This is a genomic window from Marinomonas sp. 5E14-1 (genome assembly GCF_039939215.1).
Taxonomy (GTDB): Bacteria; Pseudomonadota; Gammaproteobacteria; order Pseudomonadales; family Marinomonadaceae; genus Marinomonas.
This window is the reverse complement of sequence record NZ_JBDXMW010000006.1, coordinates 171,561-191,950: the sequence shown is the minus strand read 5'-3', so window position 1 is coordinate 191,950 and position 20,390 is coordinate 171,561. Positions and strand designations below refer to the sequence as shown.

Below are 20,390 nucleotides of genomic sequence, written 5' to 3'. Positions count from 1 at the left end.
GTATTTTATTCATTTACTCGTCATTTTTATATTTGTATAGGAAATTAAGATCTCCCTGATAATCGAGCACTGAGCTTTTGTACAACTGGACCAAAAATAAAGGCAACTGTTCCAGCAACCGGCCATGCTAAACACCAAGCCTTCATCCACAAAAACACAAACTCAGACGTAATACCGATATTAATAATCGTAATCCAACCAGACATCATTAAAGACATAATACCAGACATCAAAATTGCAAAAATAACTCGAAACTTCATTATTTATCCTTAAAAAAACACCTCTGGTTAAAATACCAAGTCAGCAAATAAGAGGTTTTGTCATTCTAGACGAACATTTATACCTTAGCTTACAAGTACCATTCTCGATACACTACACCCTCTTTATTTTTTCCTTAAAAATACCTCTTTTCAGCAAAGGATAAACATGGAACATTTACTATGGTGGCAGTTTGCCTTAATCGGCTTCATTTTTATTTGGAGTGGCTTTGTTCGTAGCGGGTTGGGGTTCGGCGGAGCCGTTCTCTCACTGCCTTTTCTATTGTTAGTCGAAAACTCACCATTGATTTTCTTACCTATTATTTCAATTCATTTACTGGTGTTTTCCAGCTGGATTGCATGGCAAGGCTCAAGAGACGCAAAGGCAAAAGCGAAATTAGCAGCGACAGAAGCACCGAGTAACATTGATTGGCGCTACCTTAAAAAAGCACTCGGCATCATGATTGTTCCTAAGCTCATCGGCGTATTTGGTTTATTAACCTTACCAAGTGACATAGTCACAGGCGTCATTTTCATAATCGTCGCCGTTTTCGCCGTTTCTTACATTTTGAACAAGCCTTTCTACAGCAACAATAAAATACTCGATACCATTTTCCTGATGCTAGGCGGCTACGTTAGCGGAACCTCATTAATTGGCGCACCGCTAATTGTCTCGGTCTTTGCGACGAAAGTGTCTCGTTACCAACTCCGCGACACCTTATTTGTTTTGTGGTTTATCCTCGTCTTAATCAAGATGTCTTCGTTTCTCATCGCTGGCGTGGATCTACAACTCATTCATCAGCTGTGGTTACTGCCTTGTGCCTTCATTGGACATATTTGCGGGCAAAAATTCTACAACCGCATCCAAGAAGCAGAAACCGCCGTATTCTTCCGATTCATCGGCGCCGCATTACTCATCGTTTGTGTGTTTGGGATTTATACCAGCTTGGCTCTATAATCTAAAAAGGGTTCAGTTTTTACTCTTAGAAATAAAAGGATACAAGCGATTTTAGGCTTAACAAGGTCAATAGCTCGCTTCCGTGCTAAAGCACAAACATACGCTTGGTATTGACCTTATTATGCAAACGGGAGCACAGGAAAACAGGTAATGGACGTTTTCGTTTTAGCGCCGCAAGGTAATTTAGGCAGAAGGCGTTAGGCTTTGTTTTGAATCGGATCGCCTAACCGCACTTACTATGGTTCAGAATTTTTAAACCAAACGCCTTGTTTGAGGTTTCTCAGATAACACCAATACAAAGTAGCGCCTCGAGCAAGGAATAGCACGGCTTGGCTGAGCCATAAACCATGATTCCCTAAGCCTTGAGTCATAAACCAAACCGGAAAGAAAACACCTAACACACAGATAATCATGGTGTTTTGCATTTGCTTTACGCTGGTTGTGCCGATGAAAACGCCGTCCAACATAAAAGACCAAATACCCAACAGAGGAAAGAAAATGAGCCAAGGTAGGTACAGTTTTGCTTCTTCTTGAACGCTTTCGACATTGGTTAATAAGCTGATGATTTGACTACCAAAAAGCCAAAAAATCAGCATCAAAACAAACGCAGCAATCAATGCCCAATAAGTTGAGAGGCGAACCACTTTACGGAAGTTCTGTTTGTCTTTACGTCCGTAATACTCGCCACATAAGGCTTCCACAGAAAAGGCAAAACCATCTAAAGCATTAGAGATAATCATCAAAAATGTCAGTAGTACAGCGTTTGCAGCAAGAATAGAGTCTCCTTGACGCGCGCCTTGAGCTGTGAAAAACAACATGACCAATAACAGTAGAATCGTACGTACAAACAGATAGCGATTTACCTGTACCAAAGCCACATATTCCCGCCACTTCGCCAGCGCTTTCATGGGTACATGACCGGAAAAGCCTTTTAGCTTTTTCCATGCCAATAAACCCGCCACAGAAACACCGATGTAATGGGCGAAAACCGTCGCCCAAGCAACACCATCACTGGCCATTCCAAGACCATACACCGCAAAATAATCCAACACCATGTTGGCAATATTAATAACCAAAAGCATCCATAAAGCGCCCTTAGAATATTGCACACCGAAGAACCATCCCATTAAGGCGTAACCCGCCAATACTGCGGGAGCACTGAAAATCCGCGCCTCGCAATAGACTCTCGCCCAAGGCTCTACATCCATGCTGGGTTGCATTAAATGTATGGCTAGATCAATTAACGGCGCCCGAAATAAAATCAGTATTAAGCCAATAAGAACGCCCATTAAAATAGACTGTAATAAAAGCTCTCGCACTCGTCTGTCGTCGTCTTGCCCTAAAGCTTGTGCGGTTAATCCGGTTGAACCCATACGCAAGAAGCCAAATGCCCAAAACAGAAAACTGAAGATGCTCGCACCGATTGCGACGGCACCTAAATGTGTGGCGGTTCCTAGATGCCCAACAACGGCAGTGTCCACTAAACCTAATAGTGGCGTAGTGATGTTCGATACCATTGGTGGCCAAGCCATACGCCAGATTTTAGTGTTCAGCACGATGTTTGTTCGATAGGCGCTAGAAAGGGAATCTACGGAGAATTTAGGCAAGGCTGTCTCTCTTGTGGGTATGTTGTTCGCTGTGGATAAAAATCAACCAAGCCGATTTATGCAGTTTGTTTATCTTTGTGGAAAATCATAGCAGTTATTCACATTTAGCGGCAGTTTTTCATGTTTATGTGCGAATTTCATACCAAGATGGGATTTGGTTGACCATTTCTTTCACTTTTGAGTAAGTTGTGCACATATTAGCCCTTTCTAAAGCATTTTTTTATGAGGCCAAAAATATTGGATAAGTGGTGGTTTTTTCCACAATTTAGCGCACATCGTTCAGTAAATTTGCTAAACTCGCGCTTATTTTTATCTTTCGGAGAAACAGTATGCCTAAGTTTATCAGTCAAAAAGCGAAGCCTTTTATTGAAGGTTTAGCTGTAGGTTGTGTCTTCATTAGTATTACGATGCTGTTTGAAATTCCGCTTTATATGAGTTTTATCATTGGTGCATTGGCGGCTTTAGGTGGCTACCGAAATTCCATTAAAATGGATAATGAAAAAGCCGCGAAGAAAGCTCAAAATGGCCCGAGAGATTCCGAATAATATGACCAAGTCTAATTCGTCACAGCCTCCCTTAATCAAATACGGTGAAGGTGACAGCACATTGCAGGCGGTTGGTGGATTAACTGGCTTACGGACCTTGGTAGAAACCTTTTATCGCATCATGGAAAACACGACAGAGTTTCGACCTTTGTTTGATATGCACCCTGGCGATCTAGAAACAACGATTGATAAGTTAACCTCCTTCTTATCTGGCTGGATGGGCGGAGAGCGTTTATATTCCAAGAAATACGGTAGCCTTCACCTTCCCCAAGCCCATGCTCATTTAATCGTCACTGAAAAAGAAAAGGCCATGTGGCTAAATTGCATGGCCGCTGCATTAGATGAACTCAAGTATTCAGAAGAACTAAAAGGGTATTTATTGCCTCAGCTAGAATTTCCCGCTGAACGTATTCGTCAGGTCAGTGCCGCAAAGCACAACCTTTAATCACCGTCATCCGCAAAAGATGCTCACTCCTGAAAGGACTCCGAAATGGGTTTAAAAAGCGCGTATTACCTTGTTTCTTTAGCCGCGATTTGGGGAGCCTCGTTTCTCTTTATGCGGATTGGCGCACCTTCATTAGGTGGCGCATGGCTTATTGAAGGCCGTGTGGGTTTTGGTGCCGTCTTTCTTTTCTTAGTCATGGCGTTCTTAAAAAAACGCTCTCATTTAAGAGAAAACGGAAAACATTACGCCATTATTGGCCTATTAAGCGCTGCCCTGCCATTTCTTTGTTATGGCTATGCCGCCCAGTATTTATCCGCTTCATTAATGTCTGTAGTGAATGCATTAACACCGATTTTTGGTACGGCGATCAGTGCTCTTTATTTTCGTAAAGCGTTGGAGGCAAACAAAGTATTTGGCTTGTTACTTGGATTAATTGGCGTTGCAGTCATTGTCGGATTCGATCCAGAAATCGTCAAAGAAAACAATCTCTTGGCTGTATTTGTGGTGATGTGTGCTCCGATTTGTTACGGCATTGTCAGTGTTTACACCCAAAAAGCAAAAAAAATAGACCCTATTACCAACTCTTATGGCTCCATGTTGATGGCAACCTTGTTCATTGCGCCATTGTTATTCTTTATTCCACCAAACTCGGTGGAAGACATTAATTGGGCTGTGGTAGCTTCAGTTATCGTTCTAGGCGTTATTTGTACTGGCGTCGCCTTTTTGATTTTCTACAAACTGGTGGATGATATCGGCATGCCATCCACATTAACTGTGACCTTCTTGATCCCTATTTTTGGTGTCTTCTGGGGCGTCATTTTCTTAGATGAAACAGTGGGTTGGCATACGCTTATCGGCACTGTTTTAGTCATTATTGGTACTATGAAGGTAACAGGATTTACCTTGAAAACCGTTGTAAAGCCTAACGTCTAATTTGCTATTCGTTTGATCAAGACGATTTAATCCTCTTTGCGCGAGTCGTCTTGTTTAAACGGCAATAATGTGCGGGTATCTTGATGATATCCGCGTACCGCTTCCGCTTCTTCTTCACAGAAACGCCCAATCGCTTCACGAAAGCCTTCATGCTCAATATTATGAATACTGTGGCTAAATACAGGTTCGAAACCTCTCGCTATTTTGTGTTCCCCTTGAGTGCCTGGATCAAAATGCTGTAACCCTTTTTCCAAACAGAATTCGATTCCTTGATAATAGCAAGCTTCAAAGTGCAGACTGTCAATTTCTTCCATACAACCCCAATAACGACCATAAAGTGAATGATCGTCGAAGAAACACCAAGAAACCGCAATCGGTTCGCCATCTTTATACGCTTGTACTAAAAGAATTTGCTCTCCCATGGTTTCTGCTAATAAAGCAAAGAACTCTCTTGTTAAGTAACCTTGCTGGCCTCGCTTAGCGTAGGTCGATTGATAACACATGTAGAAGAAATCGATCTCTTCTGTAATCAGTTCACAGCCTAATTTACGATCTAGAGTAACGCCTTGAGCTATGACTTTCTCTCGCTCTTTCCGCGCTGCCTTACGCTTACGACTAGAGAAGTGAGAAAAGTAATGCTCCATGTTCTGATAATCACGGTTGAACCAATGAAACTGACAGGAAATTCGATGCAGGAGGTTTTGGTTTGCAGCAAGCAAATTGGCATGCTCTTCTTTGGCAAATAACAAATGCCAGCTGGAAAAATGCCGCTCTTGATTTGCTTGAGTCATGAGTTCCGCTAACGCTGGGTACAGATGAGAAAAGCCTAAATCCTCGCCTTTTGGGTCAAGGTGAGAAAAGGTTCGAGGTCCTGTGACAGGAGAAAAAGGAATGGCCCAGATGCGCTTTGGGTAATATCGCATACCATATTGTTGGTAAGCATCGGCCCAAGACCAATCAAACACAAATTCACCTTGAGAATGTGTTTTCAAATAGGTTGGGGCGATCGCCAATGGTTCGTCATCATCGTCTATGACGAACAGGTATTCAGGATACCAGCCTGTGCCATCGCCAACGCTGTTACTTTGCTCTAGTGCTTTATGGAAAGCGTATTGCGCAAAAGGGTATTGAGTGTCACCAATCGCCGCTTGCCACTTGGCTTCGCCTATTTGATCCACCGAATTAAACCATTGCGCTTTCATTTTTAGGATTCTTCCAATTGTTGGCGCATAACATTTAATAAACTCGCCATATCCGGTCGGACTTGTCGCCAGATGTAAAAAGACTCCGCTGCTTGGCCAACCAACATGCCCAAACCGTCAGCACCGGTTGCGCCATGATCAATAGCCCATTGCAAAAAGACAGTGGTGCCTTTTCCATAGGTCATGTCATAACACCAGGTATTCTCATTCGCTAATTCGTCTTTTAAAGGCGGTAAGCTACTCGAACGGCTTGCTGATGTGCCGTTGATGATCAAATCGAACGTACCTTCTAAGGCTTCAAATGAAGACGCAAGGCAACTAAACTTCTCAGCAAGCGCTTGTGCTTTTTCAACTGTGCGGTTAGCAATGGTTACAGAGGAGGGATTCTCTGCCAGAACATTATCTAGAATGCCTTGCACCGCACCACCCGCGCCAATAATCAAAACGCGTTTGCCTTTGATGGCTTTGCTATGGCACTCAACAATGTCCCGAACCATGCCAACGCCATCGGTTGTATCGCCAAATAATTCGCCGTTTTTGCCCATCATCAAGGTATTCACAGCACCGGCTTTTTGCGCACGCTGACTCAGTACATCACACATGGCGTAAGCGCGATCTTTAAAAGGAGAAGTGACATTTAAACCATGTCCGCCTTGTTTGAAAAAGTCTTTAACCTGATTCTCAAATTCAACATCGTCGCCTAAAATACGCGTATAGCTGATATTTTGTTGCGTTTGGTCGGCAAAATGCATATGAATGTCAGGTGATTTACTGTGAGCAATAGGGTTTCCAAATACAGCGTATTGATCCAAAACATTTCCTCTTTTTTTATTGTCTATGGAATTACAACCAATCTCTTGATGTTAGGTAATAATCCGTCAATTTGGCTTCATCACTGTCCGGTTTAATTTGGTATTCGTATGTCCAACGAACCTCTGGCGGCAATGACATTAAAATCGATTCTGTGCGGCCCAAACCACTCTGTAAACCAAAATGTGTGCCACGGTCAAAGACCAAGTTAAATTCCACATAACGCCCACGTCGATGTAGCTGAAAGTCTCGTTGTTGCTCTGTGAAAGGTAAGTCTTTACGGCGTTCTAAAATCGGCATGTAAGCTGGGGTAAAACTGTTTCCAACCGATTGCATCATGGCGAAGCAATCTTCAAAGCGGCCTTCGTTAAAATCATCAAAAAATAAACCGCCTATGCCTCTAGGCTCACCACGGTGCTTCAAATAGAAATACTCATCACACCATTTTTTGAAGCGTGAATAATAACCTTCGCCAAATGGTTCAACTGCATCTCGCGATACTTGATGCCAATGGATACAGTCTTCTTCAAAACCATAATAAGGCGTCAGATCAAAACCGCCTCCAAACCACCAAACAGGCTCCATATCCTCTTTATAAACAACAAACAAACGCACGTTAGCATGAGACGTTGGAGCAAGAGGGTTGTTAGGATGAATCACTAAAGAAACGCCCATGGCTTCAAAACGGCCACCAGCTAATTCTGGGCGATCTACCGTAGCAGAAGGAGGGAGGTTATCGCCCATTACGTGTGAAAAATTCACACCACCTTTTTCAATCACATCACCGCCAGCGATAACGCGTGTTCGGCCGCCACCACCATTGGGTCTATCCCAAGTGTCTTCATGAAAACGAGTATTCGGCTCCAAGGTTTCCAGTGAAGCACAAATACTATCTTGTAATGACAATAAATACGCTTTGACGGTTTGAACATCTGACATCATGGAGTTAGTAGACATAAAAAGCCTTATAAAAATAACGAGTTATGATTCACGTACATCTTCATGATATACCTTGCTGCCATCTGGGCGACTACGCAGCAAACTTAAGATCCACATGTATTGCTCTGTATGCGGCTCAATCATCGCTTCCAATGCTTTATTCATTAGAATGGCGTCTTCTTTATCATCACCAGTAGGGAAGTTTTCTAGCTCAGGAAATATATGTAACTCATACTTTCCTGATTTCGCGTTGTATGCTTGGAACATAGGAACGACATGTGCTTTTGATAGTTTTGCTAATTTTCCTAACCCTTTAATGGTTGCTTTTTCAGTGCCCAAAAAAGGGACGAACTCTGAATGCTTCAGGCCCAAATCTTCATCTGGTAGGTAATAGCCAACACAACCTTTTCTTACAGATTGTAAAAACGGCTTCACACCAGCACTTCTTGGATACACAACACCATTACCATATTGATTTCGCTGAACATGCATTAACCAATCCATTAAAGGATCTTTTTGTGGGTTCATAATGGTCGTTAATGTGTAACCTAAAGACGCAATAAGTGAGCCTGTGTAATCAATAGCCCAACAGTGCGGGACAAGGGTAATGACATTTTCACCTTTATCGAGAAGAGGGAAGAGGTGTTCTCCACCAATAATTTCATTACGGCTCTTTTTATATTTTTCGCTGCGAACAAACAGCTCTCCATAAGCCAAACAGAATTGAGCGGCGGTTTCCAAGCTGTGTCGTAACATGGTTTCCCGCTCTTCAAATGTCTTTTCAGGAAAACAATATTGAAGGTTAATACGTGCACGTTTTAGTGCGCCCGTTTTTTTCTTCATCATTAAAGGGACAAGTTTTTTCGCCAGATTATCTCGTATACGGAAAGGAACATAAGCCAAAGCGAGTACTAGAAGGATTAACAACCAAGCCCCCCAAAAGCGTGGAGCTAAAAAAGACCATTTGAAAGTAGGGTTGTGTAAATTTTTATCTGTTGGGGTCATAGATGTTATTTCGTTTATTTAATAGGTGAATCTAATATCAAGAGTGCTAACTTTACCTTAATGAAGCAACTTCAATGAAGTAATAATGTGAGTTAGCGTCTCTGATTTTGAAAATTCAACAAGTTAATTATAAGCCGTTCGCCAATGCGACAAAGCACGATCAAAAAAGGCAGAATCGTTTGCGCCTTGCACTAAAATAGAAGCGCCATGTAAGCAGGCGAGAAGTTGGCTTGCTTTCGTTAAGGCTTCTTCCTCATGAGTTTGCTCTATACGCATAAAGACTTGCGTCAGCCAATCTAGTTTTAATTTATAAAAAATAGCCAGTTCCTGACATACAGCGTCCGGTAAAGACGATTTATCAGACGTCAGCATGGTACATAGACTCATGTTCATTTGATCTACCACTTTAGCTTTGAAGCCATCAATGAATCCATGTATCAGGTCTTTAGTATTAACCCTTGCACTACAAGGGTCTGGTAACATTAAGGAAAATGCATGGGTGTATCGAGCCATTACAGCCGCGACTAAGTCGCCTTTGGTTGGAAAGTGATAGTGAACACTCGCACTCTTTATACCTACTGCTTCTGCTATGTCTCGAAAACTAAAAGCGCCATAACCTCCTTGAGAAATAAACGCTTCGGTTACGTCCATTATTTTAGATTTAGTATCTACTTTTGTGTCCTTCATAACGTCATCAGCTCTCTACCTATATGACCATCTATCTAGTGATAGATATTTTATTGACTTCGCTTTTATCTACAAGTTATATTTCACCTATCAAGTGATAGATAGATAAATTCTAAAGTGCTTCACAGGAGAATTTTAAATGACATACGACCTTTTAGTATTAGGTAGCGGGCCAGGTGGTTATGCGGCCGCTTTTCGAGCAGCCGATTTAGGCTTAAAAGTCGCTATGGTAGAACGCCATCCAACCATTGGTGGTGTTTGCTTGAATGTTGGTTGCATACCATCTAAAGCATTATTGCATGTGGCAGGTAAAATACGCATGGCAGACGAAGACGCCCACGGCGTCCTATATGCCAAGCCAACCATTGATCTAGACGCTATTCGCCATCACCGTCAATCTACCGTCGACACCTTAACCAGCAATCTCGCTCTCATGGCAAAAAGTCGCAAGGTAGATGTGTTACAAGGTGAAGGGCATTTTGATTCGACGACTTCTTTAACCGTCACAAAAGGCAATGACGTTCAAACACTCTCATTTAAACAAGCCATTATCGCCGTTGGCTCTCGTGCCATTAAATTACCTTTCGTTCCTTACGATGACCCACGCATTCTTGATGCTACTAGTGCACTGCAACTTGAGCATATTCCTGAGCATTTATTGATTCTTGGTGGCGGCATCATTGGCTTAGAGATGGCGACTGTGTATCAAGCGCTAGGGGCAAAAATCACCGTGGCGGAATTAGGCGATCAGATTATGACGGGCGCCGATAAAGACCTTGTCCGCGTTTTCGAACAAACCAATAAAGATCGCATGACGTTTCTGACACAAACCCAAGTCACTGACATTCAAGCCACACCAGAAGCGTTAAACATCACACTGAAAGACAAAGACGGTGAGCGAAACCTAGCGGTTGATTCAGTATTGGTGGCGGTTGGCCGATCTCCAAATGGACGCAACGCCGGTATTCCAGAAATAGGCGTCAAAATAGATGAAAGAGGGTTTGTACTGACAGATGATCAATGCAAAACATCTGTACCTAATATCTTTGCCATTGGCGATGTCACTCATGGCCCAATGCTTGCCCATAAAGCCGCTCACGAAGGTCACATAGCGGCCGAAGTCATTGCTGGACATAATGTCGCCTTTCAACCTTTGGCGATTCCTTCCATCGCTTACACCTTCCCAGAAGTCGCTTGGGTTGGCTTAACAGAAACTGAAGCGAAGAAACAAAAACGACCTGTGAAAACCGCCGTTTTTCCATGGAGCGCCAGCGGACGAGCAATTGCTTCTGGCATGACGCAAGGCAAAACCAAACTCATTTATGACGAAACAACAGAGCGAGTTCTAGGCGCAGGTGTCGTTGGTGCTCACGCTGGCGAATTATTAGGAGAATTGACTCTAGCCATTGAATTTGGCTCCACACTCGAAGACATCGCCCTAACCATCCACGCTCACCCAAGCTTACATGAAAGTGTTGGACTCGCTGCAGAGCTGGGTGCAGGAACCATCACAGATTTGCCAAACAAAAAAGCCGTGAAGCGATAACATCACGGCTTTTGAGTTTAATATTGGCCACAAAACTCATGCTCATAAATTAAGATTATCTAATAACGTATTTTGCATTAAAGAAAATACCATTGCGCTCTCACACTGGTATTGCGCAAGAATATGCCTTACCAACGGGAGACCTTCTGTAATTTGTCACATAACCCTTATTAAGCTCTTAGGTATTCTTCTCTTCTTGTGAGTGCGTATTGTAAGGGGGAAGCCCCATATCTCGGCGTAAATACTCAGGAAGTTGACGAGAGCGTATCATTTGTTGGCCATGTTTCTTTTTCGCTTTATGTTCTAGATAGCATTTTTCTAAAGACTGATAGCCGCTAATAATTTTGTCATTCACCCAAACCAATAAAGTCCACATAACTACCTCCGTTTCATAAGAACTTTATTTTGTGGTCCAAAAGGGGTAAAAACGAATGATGTTTTCTAACAGATAAAATTAGAAAACCTTATGGATTGTCATTTGTTAGGAATGCATTATGAGTACTCGCGTCACCCACTTAAAAGCCACTCATTATTTCTCTGTCGCATGTAAAACATTGAGCTATACCAAAGCAGCAGAACAACTGCATGTTTCACAAGCCGCAGTCAGCCAGCAAATTCGCCTATTAGAGGAGTATCTAGGGGTAGCACTTTTTTATCGTTCTGGTAGAGAAATGCGACTAACGAGCCAAGGACAAACATTGTCCGAGCATTTATCGCTGGCGTTTGATCACATAAAAAGAGGGCTGGAAAGCGTCAAACTTGAGCCAATTGGAGGAACACTCCAAGTCTCTGGACTGCAAAGCTTCGTATCACTCTGGCTCATGCCGAAATTGTGGCGTTTTTCCGATTTACACCAAGAAGTAAGCATTAAACTTTTTTCATCGGATGAAAGAGAAGACATTCATTCTGGTTCAGTCGATGTAACCATCGATAACAAAGTAAACCATCAAGACAATACGGTACAAAGCTTACTTTTATCTTCTGAAGTGATTCCTGTTTGTTCACCAGAGTTGGCCGTCAGAAGGCGACTTGAATCTCCTTCGGATTTATTCCAATGTTGGTTAATACAAGTGGACACTTCTATTTATCGTTGGAACACTTGGTTTGAAGAACAAAAAATCCCTACCTTGGACAATGACATTTTATGCGCTGAAGTAAGCTCTTGGTATATGGGAATCAATGCTGTAAAAGCAGGGCACGGTGTTTTCTTGTGCCCTAGATTTATGGTGCAAGAGGAGCTGGACCAAGGCTCTCTCTTACAAATCTTTCCAAATGGATTAAAGAACCGCATAGAGTTTTACGTAAACTACGCCAAGAACTCTTCCCGAAAAGAAAGAATTGAAGCCTTTGTAAATTGGCTAATGGACGAAGTAAAACACAACGGACAGAAAAGGGCTTAGACTTAGCCCTTTCCAAATCACTCACAGTGATTCATCTTAGCTTTTAAACATAGCGCTTCAAAATAATAGCGGCATTCACGCCACCAAAGCCAAAACCATTACACAAGACATAATCTACTTGCTTATTACGAGCCACTTTGGGAATCAAATCCAGATCTGCCATGGTCTCTTCTGGCTCCTCTAGATTTAGCGTAGGCGGTAGAACGCCACAGATTAATGACTGAGCACTAAAAATGGTTTCCACACCACCAGCTGCACCGAGAAGGTGTCCCGTTGCCGATTTGGTTGAAGAGATAGGTACGTTGGAAATGTTCTCATCAAAGAGACTACGAAGCGCATTGATTTCTCCTCGGTCACCCACAGGAGTAGAAGTGGCGTGAGCATTCACATAACCAATTTGATTAGCCGATACTTCCGCCATAGTAAGTGCTGCCGACATAGCGCGGGCCGCACCTTCTCCACTTTCTGGACCTGATGTTAAATGATACGCATCGCCACTGGTGCCATAACCCACGATTTCAACTAGCGGTGTCGCACCACGAGCCAAAGCGTGTTCAAGCGTTTCTAGCACAATCAACCCAGCGCCTTCTCCCATCACAAAACCTTCTCTGTCTTTATCAAAAGGTCTAGAAGCTTTTTCAGGTTCAGCATTGTTCGTCGATAATGCCTTTAAAGCTCCAAAGCCAGCAAGAGACAATGGGTCAATACACGCTTCTGTGCCACCTGCTAAGGCAACTTTGGCTTCTCCAGTACGCAACATTCTCATCGCATCTCCAATGGCTTGCACACCCGCTGCGCAGGCCGTGACAGGTGTACCAATTGGCCCTTGGAACCCATATTTGATGGAGACATTACCCGCCGCAAGATTGGCAAGAAAAGCAGGAACCGTAAAAGGGGATAAGCGTCGTGCACCTTGTTCCGTTAAAACTGATTGCGCATGAGTAATGGTCGGCAAGCCACCAATGCCAGTAGCAATAATAGTCGCCGTTGCCTCTTTGTCCGCTTTATCTTCAGGGAACCAATTCGCCTGAGTTAAGGCTTCATCGGCTGCCGCCAATGCAAACAGCGTAAACAAATCGACTCGCTTCCTTTCTTTAGGAGATAAATAATCCGCTTCATTCAAACCATTTTCTTGCTCTGTATGACTCGGCACTTGCCCGGCAATGTGCGTATTTAATCCATCTGATAAATCCGTAGGAAGTTTGTTAATACCAGACTCACCACTAATTAAACGTTTCCAGACTGATTCGACTCCCAAACCTAAAGGAGATACTAATCCCATTCCTGTAATAACAATACGTTGTTTCGATAACATAAGAACACCCCAAGCTAGAATTCGACATTACGAAAACACCCATGCTAGAGTGAGTCTTTATATGATCAAGATAATATTTAGGAGACTAAATATGCCTTACACACCCGAGCACAAAGAACAAACCCGTCAACGCATCTTACAAGCGGCTGCAAAGCTGTTTTGTTCCTATGGTTTTGATCGTGTCACGCTGACACAAATCATGAAAAAAGCAGACATGACTCATGGCGCTTTTTACGCTCATTTTTCAGGTAAAAGTAGTTTGTATGAAGCCGCTATGGCTTTTGCCAGCTCCCATGCTTTTTGGGCAAGAGATCATAAAAATACAGAAGAAAAAGAGACTCACCTAAAAGCCTTGGTATCTCGTTATTTAAGTTGGGGGAGAACGGATAAAGAGCATCCTTCACCTCTAGAGTTTCTTGTGACCGATGCCGCTCATAAAGATGAAAAAGTTCGTCAGGCGTATCAGGACTGTTTTGATGATCTAGTGGAACGACTTGCAGGAATTTTAAGAAAACGAGGAAGTCAGGAAGCAGAAGAATTGGCTGAAGAAACTGTCGTCTCTCTTGTGGGAACCGTTGCTATTGCACGCTCTTTCACTCAGTCATTACAAAAAGACTTTTTAAATAGAGCTCAAACACGCATATTTCATCGCCTAAACAATAGCCTCAAGGTGACAGGTTAATCCGTCTTTTTTCACTAGTGAAAAAGGCTATTTGATTGTTTTGTTTATGAATTCCTACCAAATTATTTCACGTGAAACATTTTACAGACTTTGTAGATTTTTAAGTGGTTACAGATAGGGCCAAGGCTTTTTAATCTTTCTTGTACCAATCAATGATACTCGGTGCTATTTCAGGGCCAGAAACAAAGAAGTGGCCATTAAGAAGTGTCTTACGTTGATTATAGCGGAAAGGTTTTCCAGTAGGTGTCACTAGCATACCACCTGCTGCTTCTATGATGGCTTGTTGAGCAGCCGTGTCCCATTCACTTGTCGGGCCTCGACGAAGATGCAAATCCGCAATACCTTCGGCAATACGACAGCCTTTTATTGAACTCCCTTTTGGCAACTCTCTCACTTGTTCGTAAGTTAGCTTTAGGGTTTCTTTCAGGTCTTTCGGTAGAGCAGGGCCATGGCTGCGACTGGTCATAGCAATGATTGGTTCTCGAGGTTCTCGAACATTAATACTTTCGTATTCGTTTCCTTGCCATTTTATCGCTCCTGTTGGCAAATCTTTCCATGATCGAGTAACACCAAAGTAGCCTTCTGCTGTCGTTGGTAAATATACCATTCCGACAATAGGTTCGCCGTTTTCAACAAGCGCGATGTTGATACTGAACTCGCCGTTTCGCTTAATAAATTCTTTCGTACCGTCTAGTGGATCGACAACCCACAATATCGACCATTTAGATCGCTCTTCAAAAGTCACCGCGGCACCCGTACTTTCTTCGGATAAAACAGGGATATCAGATGTGAGTGTTTTCAATCCAGCTAATATGACATTATGGGCAGCTAGGTCAGCTGCTGTCACAGGGCTATCATCCGATTTTTGCTCTACACCTAAATCTGCACGTTGATAAATATCCATGATCACATCAGCGGCATCGTGTATTATTTTTTGAAGAGCTTGAAAAATAGGGTGTGAACTAACGTCCTTCATGACAGCCTCTATGACAATAAATACGGTCAACATATTTTATGAGTAAAACAGACTTATGAGTAAAGCAGAAAAGCAGTCTACACCACAAGCTGTTCGTTTAGATAAGTGGCTTTGGGCCGCACGATTTTACAAGACACGCTCTCTTTGCAAAGATGCGATTGATGGAGGAAAGGTGACTTACAACGGCAGCAAAGGTAAAGCGAGTCGTAATGTTGAAGTGGGTGCCTTAATCGGTATTCGAGTGGGTTGGGATGAAAAGGTCATTGAGATTAAAGCGATCAGTGGACAGCGGCGTGGCGCACCTGAAGCACAACTACTTTATGAAGAAACCAAAGAGTCTATTGAGAAGCGAGAACGTCGCGCTTTGGAAAATAAATCTTATGGTGGTCGTATCATGGCAGACCATAAACCAAACAAAAAAGAGCGTCGTGATATCAAGCAGCTCAAGAAAGATATTTTCAGCGACAGAGATTAAGCTCTCTTGTTATTCCCTTGCACGATGTTAAATGCCTCAATCGTGCAAGGCTATTATCAATCTAACACCGGCTATACAAACCTTCACGGTTATCAATACAGCCTAACAATTCAAGCTCCATCAATACCTGCATCATGATTCCAGCATTTAGCTTTGTTTGCCGTATGAGCATATCAAAATCCATAGCCTCAGCTTCCTTTTCCAATAGCGCAGCCACAAACCTTGCTTCATCGGACACCTTATCCGATAAAGGTTTCAAAGAGGGGATAACCAAAGCGGGCGTATGCTCTTTTTTAATCTCGCGTTTTTCGCTGGATTTGTTACTTTCCCTTTTGCAAGTAGAGGGAGCCACAAGACGAATAAGAGAGCATTCATCTAAGATATCTTCTACAGAACGCACTAAGGTCGCTCCCTGTCGTAATAATTGATGACAACCTTCTGATTGCGGATCAGACAAACGACCGGGCAAAGCGAACACTTCACGATTTTGCTGTACTGCATAGCTGGCACTGATCAAAGAACCACTTTTTATTGAAGCTTCCGCAACAAGAACCCCCATACTCAAACCACTGATAATTCGATTACGAGGCGGAAATAGGTGAGGTCTAGGAGAAGTTGTTAGTGGGTATTCACTTATTATTGCACCACCTTGTTTTAATACTTGCTCAAAGAGAGGCAGATTACGATTCGGATATCTATGCAATAACCCTGTCCCCGCTACAACAATAGTTGGTGTTTTTTGACTCTCTAATGCACCTTGATGAGCAGCAGTATCGATTCCCATAGCGCCTCCACTTACGACGCAGACTCTATAATCGGATAACTTTTTTGCAAACTGGAAAGTCACATCACGACCATAGCGAGTGCATTTTCGGGCACCAACAATGCCAATTTTAGGGTGCGTTAGAACATCTCTGTTTCCTTCAAGATAAAGAAATGCAGGAGCAACATTGATCTCTTTTAACTCTTCGGGGTAATCATTGTCTTCTTGCAGAATCAAATGGTGATTCTCTGCTTCGAGCCAAGCCAGCGTGTCATCACATTTTTGCTTTTGCTCATTTGAAAGAGTTCCGCTTGAAAGATAATCCATCGCTTGCCGAGCCGTAATTTCGGGCCACTTTAAAGCCCTTAATAACTCATAAGATAAAGCTCTTCCAGATTCTTGATCGTCTTCAAATAACAATTGAGTCATGAGCTCTTGATCTGAAGAGTGCTTTTGAAGTTGATTCAGGTAAGTATAGAGACGAGATAAACGTGCGGGGCCAATACCTTCTAAGAAGCTAAAGCACAGCCAATCGGCTTTTGTTAAACCCGCTAAACGAGAATTTTCCATAAGACGGCTTCCTTGCGATTCACTAAAACACATAGGCATTCCTTGCCTAAAATAATCTAACTAGGTGCAAATTAACTTTGACTATAAACCCATTCAATCATATTGACCAAAAAACCGCCATGAGAAGACTGATCAATGGAAAGAGTTGCGTTACAATAACCCCATTAAAAGAGTAGAAGAGATCGTCTTCACTCACGAATAGAGATATTGTTGGAAAAAGATCATGGCCGTTTTACCCGTACTAGAATACCCAGACAAACGTTTACGCAAAGTCGCCCAACCCATCACTGAGTTTACTGATGCGCTTCAAGTTCAAATCGATGACATGCTTGATACCATGTATGACGAAAATGGACTCGGATTAGCGGCAACTCAAGTCGACTATCACCACCGTTTGGTTGTTATGGATTTCTCAGAAGAACGTAATGAGCCGATTGTCTTTATCAATCCAGAGTTTGAAATTCTTGATGAAGCCGCGAATGAATTCCAAGAAGGCTGTTTATCTGTACCTGGTTTTTATGAACACATCTATCGTGCTGCCAAAGTAAAGGTGAAAGCATTGGATCGTCATGGCAAGCCATTTGAATTGGAAGTCGATGAATTGATGGCTGTGTGTGTACAGCATGAAGTCGATCACTTAGATGGAAAACTTATGGTGGATTACTTATCACCTCTAAAAAGAAATCGCATTAAGAGCAAACTTGAAAAGGCTCAAAAGCAGGCTCTTAAAAACAGAGGCTAAACAGACTTTCACTATTCTTATCTGTTTTGAAAATCAGGCCAAGGCCTGATTTTTTTATTAAGGAACAATCTATGTCACAAACAAAACTTCGCATTGTTTTTGCTGGAACACCGGAATTCGCAGCAGCAAGTTTACAAGCATTGCTTGATCATCAAAACGCTAATCACTATGAATTAGTCGGCGTTTACACTCAGCCAGATCGTCCAGCAGGGCGAGGTAAGAAACTGGTGCAAAGCCCAGTAAAGCAATTGGCTATTACTCACAACATTGAGGTTTTTCAGCCTACCAACTTTAAGCTGGATGAAGATAAACAAGTTCTAGCAAACCTAAATGCTGACATCATGATCGTAGCGGCTTACGGCATCATCTTACCTAAAGCGGTTTTAGACACACCCAAACTGGGTTGCATCAATGTGCATGCTTCTATCCTGCCTCGTTGGCGTGGAGCGGCTCCTATCCATCGCGCCTTGATCGCAGATGACAAGCAAACAGGCATTACCATAATGCAAATGGATGTGGGATTAGACACAGGAGACATGCTACTAAAAAACTATTGCGACATCCTTCCCACAGACACTTACGCTTCGCTTCATGATCGACTCGCACCTTTGGGTGGCGAAGCGTTAGTTGCTTCCCTAGAAAAGCTTAGACGTGATGAGCTCGTCCCAGAACAACAGGATGAAAGCCAAACCTGTTATGCATCGAAACTAACAAAGCAGGAAGGGGATATTGTTTGGTCTGAACCTGCCGACTTGATCGAACGCCAAATCCGCGGTCTATCGCCTTGGCCTTCTGCTTATACAACAAACAGTGAAGGCGTGATGAAAATACATAGCGCTAAAATGGCAGGAGATGGTAATCAAAATGCTAAAAAACCTGGTGAGATTCTAGAGTCTAATAAACAGGGAATTGCGGTTGCAACCGGCCAAGGAAGTTTATTGATTACTGAAGTCCAATTTGCAGGCGGGAAACGAATAAAGGTTCAAGACGCATTAAATGGCAAACATAAATCGGCTTTGGAAATCGGTCAATGCTTAGGCATAAACAAAGATGAGCAAGCATTATAATGAAAGCATCTGATACAACATCAATTCAGCACAGTGCTCGGCAAGTTGCCATAGAGATCATTGCTAATATTCTTCTTCAGCAAGGCTCTTTGAGTACCCAACTCGCTCGCCATCAAACTAGCGTGGCAAGCGAACATATCCCTTTGTTAAAAGAACTCTGTTTTGGTGTTTGCCGTCAGTATCCGAAGCTGAATAGTATTGCACTAAATTTGCTTTCACATCCTTTTGATGAAAAGGATACAGATTTATACGCAACCTTACTTTTGGGCCTATATCAACTTAACTATATGAATACTCCTGATCACGCAGCAGTGAATGAATCAGTAGAAGCTTGTCGAATACTTAAGAAAGATTGGGCGACAAAACTAATAAATGCTGTTTTACGTCGCTACCAAAGAGAAGGTGATGAAATAACAGCAAACTTGGAATCTATGCCATCTGTTGAATATAACCATCCAAAATGGTTAGTAAAACGTTTTAATAAGCATTGGCCAGACCATCTTGAGCAAATAATAGAAGCGAGTAATACGCATCCCCCAATGTGTATTCGAATAAATGAAAGTTCGGTTTCACGTGAAACATACCAAGCACAATTACTAGAGTTAGGCATAAAATCAGATACAGGTCTCTTTTCTCCATCATCTTTGTACCTAAGAAAGGCAGTAAAAGTGGCTGAGTTACCAAACTTTGAAGAAGGTTTCTCTAGCGTACAAGACGAAGCAGCTCAGCTATCTGCACATATCCTTTCTCCTAACCCTGAAGAAAAAGTGCTTGATGCTTGCGCAGCACCTGGAGGAAAAACAGGGCACCTTTTAGAAAAAGCAACCGACATTGAATTAACCGCTGTTGAACTAGAGCCTTGGCGAATGGAAAAAATAGAATCCAACCTTGAGCGTCTGGGCTATTCTGCTCATTTGATCTGTGCAGACGCTGGTGATCTAGATGCTTGGTGGGACGGAGAACAATTCGACAAAATTCTATTGGATGTTCCTTGTTCTGCTACAGGAGTGATTCGTAGAAACCCAGATATTAAAATTAATCGCAAACCTGCAGACATCACTGAACTTGTTGAAATACAAAAAGAGATAGTAAGCCAAGTCTGGAAAACACTTAAACCAAATGGCTTTATGCTTTATGCAACTTGCTCACTGATGCCAGAAGAAAATGAACAGCAAGTGCATCAGTTTCTAAAAGAACATCCCGATGCTAGAGAGGTTTCACTCAACACGCTTAATCAAGATTTTGAGTTAGAATGGGGGATTCCTGTCAGTCACGGCCGCCAACTATTTCCTAGTTTAGAAGGTCATGATGGTTTCTATTATTGTTTGCTACAAAAGATAGATAAGTAAAGTACCTTATCAGGTACAGGCAAGTTATTGATAAATATTTTGTTTTTAAGCATAGCCCGGCTAACTGTTTCACATGGAACACAGTTGGCAGGGTGTTTTTTATCCGCTTGTAACAGC

At 42.5% G+C, this 20,390-nt stretch carries 22 protein-coding genes; 11 read left to right on the top strand and 11 right to left on the bottom strand.

Features of this window, described 5'->3' with window-relative positions:
* Nucleotides 1-44: 44 nt before the first annotated feature.
* Entirely contained in the window at nt 45-260 is a 216-nt protein-coding gene (locus tag ABFY09_RS07630) for a DUF2798 domain-containing protein (RefSeq protein ID WP_347983707.1), read from the bottom strand.
* Nucleotides 261-426: 166 nt separating this feature from the next.
* Between ABFY09_RS07630 and ABFY09_RS07625 the strand changes: the two genes are divergently transcribed.
* The gene (locus tag ABFY09_RS07625) at nt 427-1,215 is read left to right on the top strand and encodes a sulfite exporter TauE/SafE family protein (protein WP_347983706.1); all 789 of its coding nucleotides are present in this window, start codon (nt 427-429) and stop codon (nt 1,213-1,215) included.
* A gap of 236 nt (nt 1,216-1,451) precedes the next feature.
* Here the strand turns inward: ABFY09_RS07625 and ABFY09_RS07620 are convergent, their stop codons facing one another.
* The gene (locus ABFY09_RS07620; protein ID WP_347983705.1) at nt 1,452-2,822 is read right to left on the bottom strand and encodes an MATE family efflux transporter; all 1,371 of its coding nucleotides are present in this window, start codon (nt 2,820-2,822) and stop codon (nt 1,452-1,454) included.
* Nucleotides 2,823-3,151: 329 nt separating this feature from the next.
* Here ABFY09_RS07620 and ABFY09_RS07615 point away from each other — a divergent pair, with 329 nt between their 5' ends.
* The 3 genes from ABFY09_RS07615 to ABFY09_RS07605 are packed head-to-tail and all read left to right on the top strand — an operon-like array spanning nt 3,152 to nt 4,745.
* Nucleotides 3,152-3,367: a hypothetical protein gene (locus ABFY09_RS07615; RefSeq protein ID WP_347983704.1), complete on the top strand. Its 216-nt coding sequence runs from the start codon at nt 3,152-3,154 to the stop codon at nt 3,365-3,367.
* Nucleotide 3,368: 1 nt separating this feature from the next.
* Nucleotides 3,369-3,812 (top strand): group II truncated hemoglobin, encoded by a 444-nt coding sequence (locus ABFY09_RS07610; RefSeq protein ID WP_347983703.1) that lies wholly within the window; start codon nt 3,369-3,371, stop codon nt 3,810-3,812.
* A 45-nt stretch (nt 3,813-3,857) separates the two neighbouring features.
* Nucleotides 3,858-4,745: a DMT family transporter gene (locus tag ABFY09_RS07605; RefSeq protein WP_347983702.1), complete on the top strand. Its 888-nt coding sequence runs from the start codon at nt 3,858-3,860 to the stop codon at nt 4,743-4,745.
* Between the two features lie 26 nt (nt 4,746-4,771).
* Here ABFY09_RS07605 and ABFY09_RS07600 read toward each other — a convergent pair whose 3' ends face one another.
* The 5 genes from ABFY09_RS07600 to ABFY09_RS07580 form a co-directional block, all read right to left on the bottom strand.
* Complete coding sequence (locus ABFY09_RS07600) at nt 4,772-5,947, bottom strand: GNAT family N-acetyltransferase (RefSeq protein WP_347983701.1); 1,176 nt, start codon at nt 5,945-5,947, stop codon at nt 4,772-4,774.
* Nucleotides 5,948-5,949: 2 nt separating this feature from the next.
* Nucleotides 5,950-6,759 carry a shikimate dehydrogenase gene (gene aroE / locus ABFY09_RS07595; RefSeq protein WP_347983700.1) on the bottom strand — a complete coding sequence of 270 codons (810 nt, stop codon included), beginning with the start codon at nt 6,757-6,759 and terminating at the stop codon, nt 5,950-5,952.
* Nucleotides 6,760-6,790: 31 nt separating this feature from the next.
* Nucleotides 6,791-7,699: an oxygen-dependent coproporphyrinogen oxidase gene (hemF, locus tag ABFY09_RS07590; protein WP_347983741.1), complete on the bottom strand. Its 909-nt coding sequence runs from the start codon at nt 7,697-7,699 to the stop codon at nt 6,791-6,793.
* A 39-nt stretch (nt 7,700-7,738) separates the two neighbouring features.
* A complete protein-coding gene (gene lpxM, locus ABFY09_RS07585) occupies nt 7,739-8,701 on the bottom strand; it encodes a lauroyl-Kdo(2)-lipid IV(A) myristoyltransferase (RefSeq protein ID WP_347983699.1) in 963 nt (320 codons plus the stop codon).
* 123 nt (nt 8,702-8,824) lie between these two features.
* Entirely contained in the window at nt 8,825-9,388 is a 564-nt protein-coding gene (locus tag ABFY09_RS07580; RefSeq protein WP_347983698.1) for a TetR/AcrR family transcriptional regulator, read from the bottom strand.
* 139 nt (nt 9,389-9,527) lie between these two features.
* Between ABFY09_RS07580 and lpdA the strand changes: the two genes are divergently transcribed.
* Nucleotides 9,528-10,934, top strand: coding sequence for a dihydrolipoyl dehydrogenase (gene lpdA / locus ABFY09_RS07575; RefSeq protein ID WP_347983697.1), 1,407 nt, complete (start codon nt 9,528-9,530; stop codon nt 10,932-10,934).
* A gap of 178 nt (nt 10,935-11,112) precedes the next feature.
* Here lpdA and ABFY09_RS07570 read toward each other — a convergent pair whose 3' ends face one another.
* The gene (locus ABFY09_RS07570) at nt 11,113-11,310 is read right to left on the bottom strand and encodes a hypothetical protein (protein ID WP_347983696.1); all 198 of its coding nucleotides are present in this window, start codon (nt 11,308-11,310) and stop codon (nt 11,113-11,115) included.
* A gap of 118 nt (nt 11,311-11,428) precedes the next feature.
* On the opposite strand from ABFY09_RS07570, the gene ABFY09_RS07565 reads away from it, so the two are divergent.
* Nucleotides 11,429-12,334: a LysR substrate-binding domain-containing protein gene (locus ABFY09_RS07565; protein WP_347983695.1), complete on the top strand. Its 906-nt coding sequence runs from the start codon at nt 11,429-11,431 to the stop codon at nt 12,332-12,334.
* Between the two features lie 43 nt (nt 12,335-12,377).
* On the opposite strand, the gene fabF is transcribed toward ABFY09_RS07565, so the two are convergent.
* The gene (gene fabF / locus ABFY09_RS07560) at nt 12,378-13,649 is read right to left on the bottom strand and encodes a beta-ketoacyl-ACP synthase II (protein WP_347983694.1); all 1,272 of its coding nucleotides are present in this window, start codon (nt 13,647-13,649) and stop codon (nt 12,378-12,380) included.
* Nucleotides 13,650-13,740: 91 nt separating this feature from the next.
* Between fabF and ABFY09_RS07555 the strand changes: the two genes are divergently transcribed.
* A complete protein-coding gene (locus tag ABFY09_RS07555) occupies nt 13,741-14,331 on the top strand; it encodes a TetR/AcrR family transcriptional regulator (protein ID WP_347983693.1) in 591 nt (196 codons plus the stop codon).
* 130 nt (nt 14,332-14,461) lie between these two features.
* Here the strand turns inward: ABFY09_RS07555 and cysQ are convergent, their stop codons facing one another.
* Nucleotides 14,462-15,307, bottom strand: coding sequence for a 3'(2'),5'-bisphosphate nucleotidase CysQ (cysQ, locus tag ABFY09_RS07550; RefSeq protein ID WP_347983692.1), 846 nt, complete (start codon nt 15,305-15,307; stop codon nt 14,462-14,464).
* 55 nt (nt 15,308-15,362) lie between these two features.
* On the opposite strand from cysQ, the gene ABFY09_RS07545 reads away from it, so the two are divergent.
* On the top strand, nt 15,363-15,782 hold the full coding sequence (locus ABFY09_RS07545; protein ID WP_347983691.1) for a S4 domain-containing protein: 420 nt from the start codon (nt 15,363-15,365) through the stop codon (nt 15,780-15,782).
* A gap of 61 nt (nt 15,783-15,843) precedes the next feature.
* Here ABFY09_RS07545 and dprA read toward each other — a convergent pair whose 3' ends face one another.
* Nucleotides 15,844-17,115 carry a DNA-processing protein DprA gene (gene dprA, locus ABFY09_RS07540; protein ID WP_347983690.1) on the bottom strand — a complete coding sequence of 424 codons (1,272 nt, stop codon included), beginning with the start codon at nt 17,113-17,115 and terminating at the stop codon, nt 15,844-15,846.
* A gap of 223 nt (nt 17,116-17,338) precedes the next feature.
* On the opposite strand from dprA, the gene def reads away from it, so the two are divergent.
* The 3 genes from def (at nt 17,339) to rsmB (ending at nt 20,273) form a co-directional block, all read left to right on the top strand.
* Nucleotides 17,339-17,857 carry a peptide deformylase gene (gene def / locus ABFY09_RS07535; RefSeq protein ID WP_347983689.1) on the top strand — a complete coding sequence of 173 codons (519 nt, stop codon included), beginning with the start codon at nt 17,339-17,341 and terminating at the stop codon, nt 17,855-17,857.
* A gap of 71 nt (nt 17,858-17,928) precedes the next feature.
* On the top strand, nt 17,929-18,924 hold the full coding sequence (gene fmt / locus ABFY09_RS07530; protein WP_347983688.1) for a methionyl-tRNA formyltransferase: 996 nt from the start codon (nt 17,929-17,931) through the stop codon (nt 18,922-18,924).
* The gene (gene rsmB, locus ABFY09_RS07525; RefSeq protein WP_347983687.1) at nt 18,924-20,273 is read left to right on the top strand and encodes a 16S rRNA (cytosine(967)-C(5))-methyltransferase RsmB; all 1,350 of its coding nucleotides are present in this window, start codon (nt 18,924-18,926) and stop codon (nt 20,271-20,273) included. Before fmt ends, rsmB begins: the two co-directional genes overlap by 1 nt.
* The last annotated feature ends 117 nt before the right edge of the window (nt 20,274-20,390 follow it).

Bases quoted from the DNA above. Each gene is read 5' to 3' on its own strand.
- rsmB (WP_347983687.1), top strand. From the start codon at position 18,924: ATGAAAGCATCTGATACAACATCAATTCAGCACAGTGCTCGGCAAGTT.
- ABFY09_RS07580 (WP_347983698.1), bottom strand. From the start codon at position 9,388: ATGAAGGACACAAAAGTAGATACTAAATCTAAAATAATGGACGTAACC.
- lpxM (WP_347983699.1), bottom strand. From the start codon at position 8,701: ATGACCCCAACAGATAAAAATTTACACAACCCTACTTTCAAATGGTCT.
- lpdA (WP_347983697.1), top strand. From the start codon at position 9,528: ATGACATACGACCTTTTAGTATTAGGTAGCGGGCCAGGTGGTTATGCG.
- ABFY09_RS07555 (WP_347983693.1), top strand. From the start codon at position 13,741: ATGCCTTACACACCCGAGCACAAAGAACAAACCCGTCAACGCATCTTA.
- ABFY09_RS07630 (WP_347983707.1), bottom strand. From the start codon at position 260: ATGAAGTTTCGAGTTATTTTTGCAATTTTGATGTCTGGTATTATGTCT.
- ABFY09_RS07545 (WP_347983691.1), top strand. From the start codon at position 15,363: ATGAGTAAAGCAGAAAAGCAGTCTACACCACAAGCTGTTCGTTTAGAT.
- dprA (WP_347983690.1), bottom strand. From the start codon at position 17,115: ATGGAAAATTCTCGTTTAGCGGGTTTAACAAAAGCCGATTGGCTGTGC.
- ABFY09_RS07615 (WP_347983704.1), top strand. From the start codon at position 3,152: ATGCCTAAGTTTATCAGTCAAAAAGCGAAGCCTTTTATTGAAGGTTTA.
- cysQ (WP_347983692.1), bottom strand. From the start codon at position 15,307: ATGAAGGACGTTAGTTCACACCCTATTTTTCAAGCTCTTCAAAAAATA.
- fabF (WP_347983694.1), bottom strand. From the start codon at position 13,649: ATGTTATCGAAACAACGTATTGTTATTACAGGAATGGGATTAGTATCT.
- ABFY09_RS07565 (WP_347983695.1), top strand. From the start codon at position 11,429: ATGAGTACTCGCGTCACCCACTTAAAAGCCACTCATTATTTCTCTGTC.
- fmt (WP_347983688.1), top strand. From the start codon at position 17,929: ATGTCACAAACAAAACTTCGCATTGTTTTTGCTGGAACACCGGAATTC.
- ABFY09_RS07625 (WP_347983706.1), top strand. From the start codon at position 427: ATGGAACATTTACTATGGTGGCAGTTTGCCTTAATCGGCTTCATTTTT.
- def (WP_347983689.1), top strand. From the start codon at position 17,339: ATGGCCGTTTTACCCGTACTAGAATACCCAGACAAACGTTTACGCAAA.
- ABFY09_RS07605 (WP_347983702.1), top strand. From the start codon at position 3,858: ATGGGTTTAAAAAGCGCGTATTACCTTGTTTCTTTAGCCGCGATTTGG.
- ABFY09_RS07610 (WP_347983703.1), top strand. From the start codon at position 3,369: ATGACCAAGTCTAATTCGTCACAGCCTCCCTTAATCAAATACGGTGAA.
- hemF (WP_347983741.1), bottom strand. From the start codon at position 7,699: ATGATGTCAGATGTTCAAACCGTCAAAGCGTATTTATTGTCATTACAA.
- ABFY09_RS07570 (WP_347983696.1), bottom strand. From the start codon at position 11,310: ATGTGGACTTTATTGGTTTGGGTGAATGACAAAATTATTAGCGGCTAT.
- ABFY09_RS07600 (WP_347983701.1), bottom strand. From the start codon at position 5,947: ATGAAAGCGCAATGGTTTAATTCGGTGGATCAAATAGGCGAAGCCAAG.